The sequence below is a fragment of the Bradyrhizobium sp. A5 genome (assembly GCF_042076515.1).
GTDB lineage: Bacteria > Pseudomonadota > Alphaproteobacteria > Rhizobiales > Xanthobacteraceae > Bradyrhizobium > Bradyrhizobium cosmicum.
In genome coordinates, this window is sequence record NZ_CP148990.1 from 5,644,424 (window position 1) to 5,656,716 (window position 12,293).

Annotated in this window: 12 protein-coding genes; 5 read left to right on the forward strand and 7 right to left on the reverse strand. The window is 64.8% G+C overall.

Annotation, left to right across the window (positions count from 1 at the left end; translation table 11 throughout):
• Positions 1-22 precede the first annotated feature (22 nt).
• From WHZ77_RS26820 to WHZ77_RS26835, 4 genes are read right to left on the reverse strand one after another with little or no spacing between them, the layout of a single operon-like run.
• Positions 23-484 carry a chemotaxis protein CheW gene (locus tag WHZ77_RS26820; RefSeq protein WP_375310705.1) on the reverse strand — a complete coding sequence of 154 codons (462 nt, stop codon included), beginning with the start codon at positions 482-484 and terminating at the stop codon, positions 23-25.
• The gene (locus WHZ77_RS26825) at positions 484-2,550 is read right to left on the reverse strand and encodes a chemotaxis protein CheA (protein ID WP_375310706.1); all 2,067 of its coding nucleotides are present in this window, start codon (positions 2,548-2,550) and stop codon (positions 484-486) included. Before WHZ77_RS26825 ends, WHZ77_RS26820 begins: the two co-directional genes overlap by 1 nt.
• On the reverse strand, positions 2,547-2,912 hold the full coding sequence (locus WHZ77_RS26830) for a response regulator (RefSeq protein ID WP_143843644.1): 366 nt from the start codon (positions 2,910-2,912) through the stop codon (positions 2,547-2,549). Before WHZ77_RS26830 ends, WHZ77_RS26825 begins: the two co-directional genes overlap by 4 nt.
• Positions 2,912-3,235 (reverse strand): lipid asymmetry maintenance protein MlaB, encoded by a 324-nt coding sequence (locus WHZ77_RS26835; protein WP_375310707.1) that lies wholly within the window; start codon positions 3,233-3,235, stop codon positions 2,912-2,914. The genes WHZ77_RS26830 and WHZ77_RS26835 overlap by 1 nt, the downstream gene beginning before the upstream one ends.
• A gap of 286 nt (positions 3,236-3,521) precedes the next feature.
• Between WHZ77_RS26835 and WHZ77_RS26840 the strand changes: the two genes are divergently transcribed.
• The 3 genes from WHZ77_RS26840 (at position 3,522) to WHZ77_RS26850 (ending at position 7,686) form a co-directional block, all read left to right on the forward strand.
• On the forward strand, positions 3,522-4,661 hold the full coding sequence (locus WHZ77_RS26840) for an HD domain-containing phosphohydrolase (protein ID WP_375310708.1): 1,140 nt from the start codon (positions 3,522-3,524) through the stop codon (positions 4,659-4,661).
• A 187-nt stretch (positions 4,662-4,848) separates the two neighbouring features.
• Positions 4,849-5,517 (forward strand): hypothetical protein, encoded by a 669-nt coding sequence (locus tag WHZ77_RS26845; protein WP_375310709.1) that lies wholly within the window; start codon positions 4,849-4,851, stop codon positions 5,515-5,517.
• An 18-nt stretch (positions 5,518-5,535) separates the two neighbouring features.
• Positions 5,536-7,686: a CHASE2 domain-containing protein gene (locus tag WHZ77_RS26850; RefSeq protein ID WP_375310710.1), complete on the forward strand. Its 2,151-nt coding sequence runs from the start codon at positions 5,536-5,538 to the stop codon at positions 7,684-7,686.
• A gap of 18 nt (positions 7,687-7,704) precedes the next feature.
• On the opposite strand, the gene pobA is transcribed toward WHZ77_RS26850, so the two are convergent.
• Complete coding sequence (gene pobA / locus WHZ77_RS26855; protein WP_375310711.1) at positions 7,705-8,877, reverse strand: 4-hydroxybenzoate 3-monooxygenase; 1,173 nt, start codon at positions 8,875-8,877, stop codon at positions 7,705-7,707.
• A 49-nt stretch (positions 8,878-8,926) separates the two neighbouring features.
• Between pobA and WHZ77_RS26860 the strand changes: the two genes are divergently transcribed.
• A complete protein-coding gene (locus WHZ77_RS26860; protein WP_375310712.1) occupies positions 8,927-9,832 on the forward strand; it encodes a helix-turn-helix domain-containing protein in 906 nt (301 codons plus the stop codon).
• Between the two features lie 4 nt (positions 9,833-9,836).
• On the opposite strand, the gene pcaG is transcribed toward WHZ77_RS26860, so the two are convergent.
• Both pcaG and pcaH read right to left on the reverse strand, forming a co-directional pair.
• Complete coding sequence (pcaG, locus tag WHZ77_RS26865) at positions 9,837-10,463, reverse strand: protocatechuate 3,4-dioxygenase subunit alpha (protein WP_375310713.1); 627 nt, start codon at positions 10,461-10,463, stop codon at positions 9,837-9,839.
• A gap of 5 nt (positions 10,464-10,468) precedes the next feature.
• Positions 10,469-11,257: a protocatechuate 3,4-dioxygenase subunit beta gene (gene pcaH, locus WHZ77_RS26870; protein ID WP_375310714.1), complete on the reverse strand. Its 789-nt coding sequence runs from the start codon at positions 11,255-11,257 to the stop codon at positions 10,469-10,471.
• A gap of 103 nt (positions 11,258-11,360) precedes the next feature.
• On the opposite strand from pcaH, the gene WHZ77_RS26875 reads away from it, so the two are divergent.
• Positions 11,361-12,278 carry a LysR family transcriptional regulator gene (locus tag WHZ77_RS26875; protein WP_375310715.1) on the forward strand — a complete coding sequence of 306 codons (918 nt, stop codon included), beginning with the start codon at positions 11,361-11,363 and terminating at the stop codon, positions 12,276-12,278.
• Positions 12,279-12,293 lie beyond the last annotated feature (15 nt).

A 12,293-nucleotide genomic window follows, 5' to 3' on the forward strand; every position in this document is an offset into this window, starting at 1 on the left:
AGGTCCCGCCCGAGACCCCGTTTCAATTCAGAATGCGTTCCATGTTGGGAACGATGACGAACTCTTCGCGCCATTTGGCGATGAAGCGAATGAACTCCGGCTTCCAGTGCATGCCGACGCGCGGCGTCTGCTGAACGTCGGTCTGCGATATTTCCGTGACCTCGTAGACCTTGTCGGCGGTGACGCCGACCAGGACCGGCTCGCCGTCGAGTTCGAGCTCGATGACGACGATGCGCGTGTCTGCCGAGTTGTCGGGTTGCGGCATGCCGAAGCGGATGCGCAGGTCCGCGAGCGGAATGACGTTGCCGCGCACGTTGATCACGCTGGGAACGAAGGCCCGCGCACCCGCGACCTTGGTCACCGGCACGGGATCGATGATCTCGCGCACGAGGCCGGCGTCGAGCGCGAACTTCTCCTCGCCGAGACCGATCATCACGACCTGCATCGCGCCGGCCTGATGCCCGTCAGCCAAACCTTCATTCATCACGCTGCCTCGCTGATGTGCTTCTCGACCTGCGACTGCGCCAGAACGACGAGCTGTGCGACGTCGAGGATCAGCGCCGCCGTGCCGTCGCCGAGGATCGTCGCGCCGGAGAAGATCGTGACGTCGGAGTGCAACTTGGAAAGCGACTTGATGACGGTCTGGTGGTTGCCGATGATCTGGTCCGCGACAAGACCGACGTGAGTCTCGCCGGTCGAGATGATGATCGTCTTCTGGTGCCGGTCGGGCGTGCCCGACGCGGTCATGATCTCGCGCAGCCTGAGGAAGGGCACGAGGTTGCCGCGCACGTTGAGGAAGTTGCGGCCACGCGAACGCTCGTCCTCGGCCGTCAGCTCGATGCACTCTTCGACCGCAGACAGCGGAATGATGTAGCGGCCTTCGCCGACCCGGATCAGCAGACCCTCGATGATTGCGAGCGTCAGCGGCAGGCGCAGCGTCACCGTGGTGCCCTGGCCCGGCTTGGTCGACAGGTCGATCGTACCGCGCATGTTCTCGATGGTGCGCTTGACCACGTCCATGCCCACGCCCCGGCCTGACAGCGCCGAAATGGTCTGCGCGGTCGAGAAGCCCGGGTGGAACAGGAACTGATGGATCTCGTGGTCGGTCAGCACGGCGCCGGCCGCGATCAGCCCCTGCTCTTCCGCTTTCGCGCGAATGCGCGCGGTGTTAAGTCCGCCGCCATTGTCCTTCACGGTGACGAGCACCTGCGCGCCGGAATGCACGGCGGCGAGTTCGATCCGGCCCTGCTCGGTCTTGCCGGCGGCGGCGCGCGAGGCGGTGTCCTCGATGCCGTGGTCGATGGCGTTGCGGATCAGGTGCACCAGCGGATCGGCCAGGCACTCGATCATGGTCTTGTCGAGTTCGGTGTCCTCGCCCGTGGTGACGAATTCGACGGGCTTCGACAGGTCCCGCGACAGGTCATGGATCAGGCGGCGGAAGCGGCCGAACAGCGAGCCGATCGGCACCATGCGGGCACCCATCGTGGTGTCACGAAGGCTGGAGGCGAGACGCTCGATCTCCTCGGCGATCATCTTGATCGAGAGGTCGGAGCCGGAGGATGCGAGCTGGGTCAGACGCGCCTGCGCGATGACGAGTTCGCCGACACGATCCATCAGTTCGTCGAGGCGCTCGGCCTGGACGCGGACGGTGGCGATGCCGCGATCGTCGCGCTTGGCTTCTGGCTTCGGCTCCGGCTTCGAGTCAGATTTGGGTTCCGCCTTCGCGGCGGGCTGCGCGGCGACGACCGACGCGGCAGCAACCTCGACCATCGGATCGGCCACGGCGGCCGGCTCCTCGTCGAGAAGCTGGAACAGCGGCATCGGCGCGGGCGCCTCGACTTGCTCCAGCGGCGAGAGCGTCAGCTTCATCTCGTCCTGGACGAACATGAAGACGTCGTCGATCGCGTCCTTGTCGCAGGCCGCATGCAGCTTGACGTCCCACTTCAGATAGCAGTCTTCCGGCTCCATCTCGTCGAGGAACGGGATGCCGTCGGTCACAGGCACGACGAAGCACGGTCCGAGCTTGCAGAGATCTTCCAGCAGGTCGAGCGGGTTCGAGCCGTTGCGCAGGATGTGCGATTCGAATTCCAGATAGAGGTGCCAGCCGGCCTGCTTGCTCTCGCCAGGGGCCAGCGACGGCGCCTCGGTGATCTCCGCGACGGGAGTGGCAGGCTGGTCGGGAAACACGAAGCGCTTGAGATCGGCGAGGATGGCGTCGCCGATGACGTCGTCGGTCGATTGCGGATCCTCGATCAGCGCGCGAATATAGTCCTTGGCCGCAAGCGCGACCGAGATCAACTCCTGCGTCGGCTTGATCTCGCCCTTGCGGACGCGGTCGAATGCGGTCTCGAATTCATGGGTGAAGGAGGCGACCTTGTCGAAGCCGAACATGGCGCCGGAGCCCTTGATCGTATGCAGGGCGCGGAAGGCGGAATCGACCAGCTCGCGGTCGTCGGGACGCTGGCCGAGGTCGAGCAGTGCCCCTTCCAGGACCTCGAACAGCTCGCTGGCTTCCTGACGAAAGACCTCGGTCGGGTCCATCGCACTCATGCACGCACCAGCTTGCCGACGACTGCGAGCAGCTGCTCAGGCTTGAAAGGCTTGGTGATCCAGCCGGTCGCGCCGGCGCTCTTGGCTTCCTGCTTCACCGTATCGCTGGACTCGGTGGTCAGGAACACGATGGGCATGCCGACCGCGCTCGGCAGCTTGCGCAGCGCCCGGATCAGCTCCAGCCCGTTCATGACGGGCATATTGAGGTCGGTGATGACGAGGTCGAGCTTGCCGGCCTGCGCCTTGGCGAGCCCTTGCGCGCCGTCACCCGCCTCGATCACGTTGTGACCCGCCGGCTCGAGCACGACCTTGATCATCTGCCGGATGCTGGGGGAATCGTCGACCGTTAGAATCGTGGCCATTAGATGCCATCTTTCTTTAGCGGGAAATGCTGATCGATCATCGCATCGCTGGCGAACCCGGCGCGGCGAAGGGTATTGCGCAGAGACTGGGAGAATGCGGTGAGTACCACCGGGCGGCCCTGGGCCTCGCCTGTCTTGGCGGTCGACAGCAGAAGCTGGATCGACGTCACATCGGCCTTGTCGACGCTCGAACAATCGATCTCGAGTCGATCCTGCCGGCCGAAGGCTTCGCGGATCAGGTCATAGACGCTACGGATCGCAGCGATGCTGCAATCCGCCGGCAGCCGCAGGGACCACTTCGGCTCGGTGACATCAGACGACATTCGTCCCCCAGATTTCCTCGGGATTCGCTGCACGCATGGCGCGAATCCCGCACGACGACTATTCGCGTGAGGGAGTATGCAAACCCCTAATGGGCATCCCCGTACAACTACGGGTCACATACCGAATAACTTCGCGTTTGCATGCAGGCATGCATGGCCCGCCCAATTCTCATGCGTTGCGCGCAGTGTTCGGGCAGTTCGGGGCGGCTGGACGTTTGCTCCGCGTTAAACCGCAAAGGCTACTGGTTCAGGTCATGCCTCGCCGTCCGAACGAGCCCAGCCGCCGATGCTGACCCAAGTGCTTCTGGTTGACGACAGCCGCTCTGTCCTGAAATTCCTGCAACGGCACATCGAGGCCGAGGGACAGGTCGAGGCTACGACGTTCCTCGATCCCGTCGAGGCGCTCGCTTGCGCGCGCGAGCGTGTCTTCGACATCGTACTTGTCGACTACGAGATGCCCCATATGGACGGCATCAGCTTCATCCGCGCCTTCCGCACCCTACCCGGCTGCGCCGACGTCCCGATCGCGATGATCACGTCGCGACAGACCGATGACGTCAAGATGGAAGCGCTGCAGGCTGGTGCAACCGATTTCTTACCGAAACAGCCAGAAAGCCTCGAGATGAAAGTCCGCTTGCGCAATTTGGTGCGGCTAGGTGCAGCCGTGCGCAAGCAGAACGACCGGGCTGCCGACCTGGCGAGCGCAGTTGCCGCCGCGACCCAGAAACTCGGCGAGCGCGAGGAGGAGATCATCCTGCGGCTCGCGCTTGCCGTCGAGTACCGCGACAACGACACCGGCGAGCACACGCTGCGGGTCGCCCGCTACAGCCGTATCATTGCCGAGCAGCTCGGCCTGCCGGCCCGGCTCTGCCGTGACATCTATCTTGCCGCCCCCCTGCACGACGTCGGCAAGGTCGCCATCCCCGACAACATCCTGCTCAAGCCCGGCAAGCTGACCGACGAGGAGATGGCGGTGATCCGCACCCATGCCGCGATCGGCGAGAAAATCCTGGCGGACTCCGGTTGCGAGCTGATCCAGCTCGGTGCGCAGATTGCGGCAGGCCATCACGAGCGCTGGGACGGCGCAGGCTATCCGAACGGCCTCAAGGCGGACGAAATCCCGGTCGCAGCGCGCGTGGTCGCCGTCGCCGATGTCTTCGATGCCCTGACCACGCGGCGGCCATATAAAGAGCCGATGCCGCTGGACATGGCGCGCAACTATCTGGTCGAGAACCAGGGCAGACAATTCGACCAGACCTGTGTCGAGGCCTTTCTGTCACGCTGGGACGAGGTCGTGGAGATCGCCGCCGGACAGCAGGCGACGCCATATCACAAGACCGAAGCTGCTCTGGCTCCTACTATAGAGCGTGCGGCTGAGAGCCGTCCGGCCGCCGACCGCTCGCCTGAGCCGGTCCCGGCCACCTGATATGGGCCATCCGCGCAACAGCTTGCCGTGGCTCTATTTTCTCCGGTCGCCGGTTTGAACCTGTTCCTGATAGAGTGCACCAATATCTAAGAGTGATTCCGGTCACACTTGCCTGGGCGATCTGCTGCTAAGCATCGAACCAGGACGGGGACCGGCAGAGCATCGGTCGAATTGGATGAGAACTCCCATGAGAAGCCTGATCGGCACCGTTGTCGGCGCGTTCTGTCTTGCCGCCCCCGCCCTGGCGGAGACCCCGGCCGCGATCGTCGAGGACGTCCAGGGCAAGGTCGACGGCATCGCGTTCATGGATTACGTGGCGCCGGGCAAGATCATCAAGCTCGGACCCAAGGCCAGCATCACGCTCAGCTATCTCAAATCCTGCCAGCGCGAGACCATCAGCGAAGGCGTCGTCCTGGTCGGCACGGAGCAGAGCACGGTGCAACTCGGCGAAGTCAAACGGGAAAAGGTGCCCTGCGATACCAACGCAGCAAAACTGTCGGAGCGCGAGGCGAACCAGAGCGCCGCGACGACGTTCCGCACGATGCGATCGGACGCCAAGGGCGCGCCGGCCAAGCTGCCGACGCTCTACGGCGTCGCACCGCTGGTGCAAGCCAAGAGCGGCAGCACGCTGGTGATCGAGCGCACCGACGGCAAGGAGCCGACGATCAGCATCCCGCTCAGGAATGACGTCATGATCGGCGGCAAGTTCTACGACTTTGCCAAGGCCGGGAAGGCACTGACCCCCGGCGGCAGCTATCTCGCCATCCTCGGCGCCAAGCGCTACGCCTTCCAGGTCGACGCCAGCGCCACGTCATCGCCGACGCCGATCGTCGGCCGGTTACTACGACTCGAATAGGCGGCCAGCGACGGGGCGATGCGGCGGATCGGCAGGCGGGACATCGTTGCGGCGATCCTGATAGCGCTCCTGGCGGGTGCCGTCTTCACGTCTCCGCCGCTGCAGGTGCTGCAAGGCCTCTCGCTCGACATCCTCACGGCGCTGCGCGGCAAGCTTGTCGGCGACCGCCGCGATCCCGCGACCTCGCCGGTCCTCGTGGTGGCGATCGACGGGGAAACCTACGACACGCCGCCCTTCAAGGGATCGCCGACGCAGACCTGGACGCGCGAGATCGGCCGGGTGCTCGCTGGCATCGCCGACGGCGGCGCCAAGGCGATCGGCTTCGACGTCATCTTTCCGAGCTCGATCGAACAGTCGGAAATCCCCTTTGGAGACGCGCCGCTCGGCAGCCGCATGAGAGGATTTGACCGGGACTATCTGATCGCGCTGCGTCAGATCTCCGACAGCGGCAAGCTGGTGCTCGGCGAGATCCTCAGCAACGACCACCCCGACAGGCCCTACCGCGCGCAGCAACTGGCGGTGCGAACCAACATCCGTGCGCTCAATGTCCATACTGACGCGGACGACGTCATCCGGCGGATGCCGCTCGGTTTCTCCATCGACGGCAAGCCGGTGCCCGCCATGGCCGTCGAGCTCGCCGCGCGCGCGCTCGACGCAACGCCCGAGATCGCGCCGTCCGGTGCGGCCAAGCTGTCCGGATATGCGATCCCGAGCGCGGTGCCGAACACGCTGACGCTCAACTTTCGAGGGCTTGGCCGCGACGTTCCGACCTTTTCCTTTGCCGACCTGCGGGCCTGCGTCGAGAAAGGCGACCGCGACTTCTTCCGCCGCACCTTCGACGGCAAAGTGGTGCTGCTCGGCAGCGTGCTGAATTTCGAAGATCGCAAGCTCACCTCGATGCGCCTTGCAGGCGGTTACGACGGAACACCAGCCGCACGATGCGTCTTGCCCGCCCCGGCGAGAACCGCGCCGAGGGCCCGCAGCGACATCGCCGGCGTCTTCGTGCACGCCACCGCCGTGCGAAACCTGATCGAGCGCGACGTCGTGACCGAGCTCGGTTTTCCCATGCGGGCCATTCTCACGATCGTGTTTGCGGCGGTCATCGCCGTTGCGGCCTGCATGCTCGCCCCTAGCGGCGCACTGATAGCCTGGTTCGCCCTCACTGCCGTGTACACCGCCGTGGCCGTCGGCGCATTCGTTCAAGCCCTTGCACTGCCGCTGACTGAGCCTGCACTCGCGAGCCTAGCCGCGCTCGCGATGATGATCGGCTACCGTTTCGTGCTGGCCGATCGCGACGAACGTTTCCTGCGCAGGAGCTTTGCCTTCTATCTCGCCCCGGAAGTGATCGACACCATGGTGGCCTCGGGCAAGATGCCGGCGCTCGGCGGCGAAATGCGCAACGTCACCATGTTCTTTTCCGACCTCAGCGGCTTCTCCTCCATCGCGGAGACGATGACACCGGGCGAGCTGGTGACCCTGATGAACGAATATCTCTCGGCCATGACCGATATCATCGAAGGCCATGGCGGCTATGTCGACAAATATATAGGCGATTCCATCGTCGCCATGTTCGGCGCACCGGCTGACGATCCCGCGCACGCGCGTAGCGCGGTCCGCGCGGCGCTGAAGTGCCACGAGAAGCTCGCGGAGCTGAATGCCAGCAATCCCGCCTTCGCCGGCCACGGCCTGTCGCATCGCATCGGGCTCAACAGCGGCGAGGCCGTTGTCGGCAATATCGGCTCGCGACGCCGCTTCAATTACACCGTCATGAGCGATACCGTGAACGTCGCCTCGCGGTTGGAGGGCGCCAACAAATATTACGGCACAGCAATGATGGCCTCGGCGGCGACGGTCGCGCAGACTGGCGACAGCTTCGCATGGCGCGAGCTCGACGCGATCAGGGTCTTGGGGCGCGGCGAAGCGATCAAGGTGTTCGAGCCGCTTGCCGAGAAGGGCGCGGAGAGCGCGGAGCAGAAGACGGTGGCCGCAGCATATGCGGAAGGACTGGCATGCTGGCGCGCGCGGGAGTTTGCGAAGGCGGCCGATGCGTTTGAAGGCGCGGCAATGAACGATCAGGCGTCAGGTCTGTTCGCCAGACGTGCCAAGGCGTATTCCATCAACCCGCCACCGCCGGATTGGACACCGGTCAACACGCTCGAAGGCAAGTAGCGTCCCTTTCCTCTCGCGCTAGAACGGCAGCCCCACGTAATTCTCCGCGAGCAGCCGCTGCGCTGTCTCGGACGAGAGCAGATAGTCCAGCTCCGTCTGCTGAAGCCTGTCTTCATACTCGGAGCGGTCGGGGAAGCGGTGCAGCAGCATCGTCATCCACCAGGAGAAACGCTGTGCCTTCCAGATGCGGGCGAGCGCCTTGGCGGAATAGCCCTGAAGGCCGGAATCGTCGCCGCTCTGGTAGTGTGCGAGCATGGCGTGATAGAGATAGTAGATGTCGGACGCAGCGCTGTTCAGCCCGCGCGCGCCGGTCGGCGGCACGATGTGGGCGGCATCGCCGGCGAGGAACAGGCGACCATAGCTCATCGGCTCGGCGACGAAGCTGCGCAGGGGCGCGATGCTCTTCTCGATCGACGGTCCCGTGACCAGGCGGCCGGCGACCTCCACTGGCAGGCGGAGCCTCAGCTCGGCCCAGAACGCATCGTCGCTCCAGTCCTCCACCTTGTCGGTCAGCGGCACCTGGACGTAGTAGCGGCTCAACACCTGCGAACGCAGTGAGCACAGCGCAAAGCCACGCCCGTGCTTCGCGTAGATCAGTTCCGGCGAAACCGGTTTTGTGCGCGACAGCACGCCGAGCCAGCCGAACGGATAGACCTTCTCGTATTCGCGCAGCACGTCCTTCGGGATTGACCTGCGGCTGACGCCGTGAAAGCCGTCGGCGCCGACGATGTAGTCGCAATCGATGCGGATGGTTTCCCCGTTGGAGCGATAGGTTACATACGGCCGATCCGACGTCAGATCATGCGGCGTCACGTCTTCCGCATTGTGCACGACCTTGCCGCCGGACCGGTCCCGCGCCTCGTAGAGGTCGCGCGTCAGCTCGGTCTGGCCGTAGACCAGCACCGAGTTGCCGCTGGAATGCCTGTGCAGATCGATGTGGGACAGCACGCCGTCATGGGCGATCTCGAATCCGTTGTGGATCTCGCCTTCGCGGTCCATCCGCTCGCCGCACTGCGCCTCGCGCATCAGCTTGGCAAACCCGTGCTCGAGCACGCCGGCGCGGATGCGGGCCAGTACGTGGTCGCGGCTGTATTTCTCCAGCACGACAGTGTCGATGCCCTTCAGGTGCAGGAGCTGCGACAGTAACAACCCGGACGGTCCACCGCCGATGATGCAGACCTGAACTTTCATTTCTACGTCCTCCCACTGGTACTTTTTGCAGACGCAGCGCCGCAAACCGATGGAGGCTTTCGCCATTATCTTGTACAATTCGAACATGAGAACCGCAGCTGCCGCCCCGGCGATCCGGGTCTACAACCTGTTCGGCGAGTCCGGCGACCTGCCCGACGTCGTGCATTGCGAGACGATCGCGGCACGCTCGGTGCTGCACAATTGGACGCTGGCGGTGCACCGCCATGCGCGGCTGCACCAGGTGCTGCTGATCGAGCGCGGCGGCGGCGAGGCAACGCTCGACGGGCGCGTGGTGGCGCTGAAGCCGATGCAGATCGTCAACGTGCCGGTCGGCCATGTCCACGGCTTCCGTTTCGTGCCCGATACCCAGGGCTGGGTCCTGACCATCGCCGCGGAAATTCTGGACGAGGCACTGCTTGCCTCGGAAGGGCTGCGCGGGGCCTTGTCGCGGTCGGCCGAGGTGCGCGGCACGCCGCAGATCCGAGCCACCATGAAGCAGATCTTTGCCGAGCACGCCGCGCGCGATTTCGGCCGCGCGCATGTGCTGCGCGCCCTGTCGGCGGCCATGATCGGGCTGGTGGCGCGTGCGCTGACAAGCGAGAACGGCCGCAACGGCACGGGGGAAAGCGGGCTTTTTCGCTGCTTCGAGGCGTTGCTCGAACAGCATCATCTGCAACGCTGGAGCGTTGCCGACTACGCAAGCGCGCTGTCAATCACACCGACCCATCTCAACCGGATCACGCGTACGGCGACCGGCGACACCGCCTCGCACCTGATCCTCAACCGGTTGATCCGCGAGGCGCGCCGCAACCTCGTCTATACCAACCTGCCTGTTTCGACCATCGCCTACACGCTCGGCTTCGAGGACCCCGCCTATTTCAGCCGGGTCTATGCCGCGGCCACGGGACTATCGCCGCGCGCCTTCCGCGCGCAGCTGCATGGCGATGAGGCCTAGGGCCTCAGACGTCGAAGAACACCGTCTCGTCCGCCCCCTGCAAATTGATCGTGAAAGAATACACGACCTTGCCGGCACGCTCGCCGCGGGTTGCGATCAGGGTCTTGCGGCGCACCGCCGGTTCGACGAGGTTGAGCACGGGATCTGCGGCGTTTGCGGCCTCCTCATCCGAGAAATAGAGCCGCGTGTTGAGACCGATGTTGATGCCGCGCGCGACGATCCAGACGTTGACATGCGGCGCGCATTTGCGGCCTACCTTGTCGACGATCGCGCCGGGCTTGATGGTGTCGAAGGTGACGAGACCGCTGTCGAAATCCGATCCCGCGCGGCCCCAGCCGCGGAAATCCCCGTCCAGCGTGCCGGCCGAACGATCGGCCGGATGGTTGTAACGGCCGCTCGCGTTGGCCTGCCAGATTTCGAGCAGCACGTCGCGCAGCGGCGAGCCGGTTCCGTCGAGCACCTTGCCTTCCAGCGTGATGCGCTCGCCTTGCGTGTTCGGCGTCACCAGCACATTGGAGAAGTTCTTCTCGAAGATGTCGAATCCCGCCATGGCCGGGATCAGGCCGATGTGGACATAGGGTCCGGCGGTCTGCGAAGCGGTTTCCTTGAGGTAGTTGAGCGGCTGCGGCATGGACTTTAGTTCCCCGCGGTGCGATTTTCAAAATAGGTGGAGCGCTGGCCGCGCAGCACGATGTCGAAGCGATAGGCGAGCGAGTCGAACGGCGTCGATGCGTTGAGGTCGAGCGGCGCGACGAGACGGTCGAGCGCGTCCTTGTCCGGGATCGTCGTCAGGATCGGGCAGACCGGAATCAGGGGATCGCCCTCGAAATACATCTGCGTGATCAGACGCTGCGCAAAGCCCGAGCCGAACACCGAGAAGTGGATATGGGCGGGACGCCAGCTATTGACGAAGTTGCGCCAGGGGTACGGTCCCGGCTTCACCGTGCGGAAATAATAGTAGCCGGTGTCGTCGGTCAGCGCGCGGCCACAGCCGCCGAAATTCGGATCGATCGGCGCCAGATACGTATCCTTCTTGTGCCGGTAACGACCGCCGGCATTGGCCTGCCAGAACTCGACCAGCGTGTTCGGCACGCCGCGGCCGGTCTCATCCAGCACACGGCCATGGACGATGATGCGCTCGCCGACGGGATCGCCGTCCTTGGCGTAGTTGCGGATCAGGTCGTTGTCGAGCGGGCCGAGATCGTTGTGGCCGAACACCGGACCGGTGATTTCCGAGACCGAGTTCTCCAGCGACAACAGCGACTGGCGCGGCGACCGCAGGACCGAGGATTTGTAACCCGGCGCATGCGCCGGCGGATGGATGGAGCGGTCGCGCTGAAAGAAGCCGCCATCACCGAGCGGCGGCTTGAGGGGCTCGGGGCGGTTGAGGCGGGGATCCTGCAATGCTGGCGCCTGAGCATTCATCGGCGTTGTCTCTCCCTTGGCGCCCTGGTCCGGGCGCGCGGCTTATCGCGAGATCATGGGCCGGCCTATTCCACAGATAAATAGATTGATTATAATATATTGCATGAAAAAAATCGATCATTTGGCTCTCGACGGTCACGCGCTGGAGCTGTTCCTGGCCGTGCTGGAGGAAGGCTCGGTCACGGCGGCCGCAACGCGGCTCGGAATGACGCAATCGGCAGTCAGCCACGGGCTGAACAAGCTGCGGCGGATCTCCGGCGACCCGCTGTTCGCCAAGTCCGGCCGCGGCATCGTCGCAACCGCCCATGCCCAGGCACTGGCCGCGAAAGCGCGCGCGCTGATCGACGAGATGCGGAGCTTTGCCGGTGGCGTCACGTTCGAGCCGGCCGGAGCGCAGCTCTCGCTTACGATCGCCGCCAATGACTTCCAACGCGATCTCCTGCTGCCGCGGTTCTTCGCGCATGTCGCCCCACAGGTAAAGAGCCTGAACCTGCGCGTGATCCCCTCGCAGTCGCCCTCGCCGGCGATGTTGCGCGAAGACCGCTGCGATCTCCTGATCACGCCGCTGCCGCCGTCCGGCGCCGACATCGTGCAGAAGCGCCTGCTCAGCGATCATTACGTCTGCTACTTCGATCCCAAGGCGCGTGCGGCACCATCCGGCCGCGGCGCCTATCTGGCGGCGCGCCACGTCACCGTGGTCTACACGGACAACGAGCGGCTCGACTTCGATCGGCGGCTGGCGGCAAACGGCTTTCACCGCGACATCGCAATCTCCGTGCCGAGCTTCTCCGGTGTCCCGTCGTTCCTGCGCGGCTCGCAAATGCTCGCGAGCATGCCGAGCCTGCTCGCGTCGGGCGTCATGCGCGGCTTCGCGCAAACGCGCATTCCGCTGGCCTCGCGCACCCGCACGCTGGCCGAACTGCCGATGTTCATGGTCTGGCACCAGCGTTACCAGAAGGACCCTGCACATCGCTGGATACGGGCGCAGCTCGAGACCGTGGCGGCGACGGCCGCGGCCTGAGCACGGGCCCCGCCC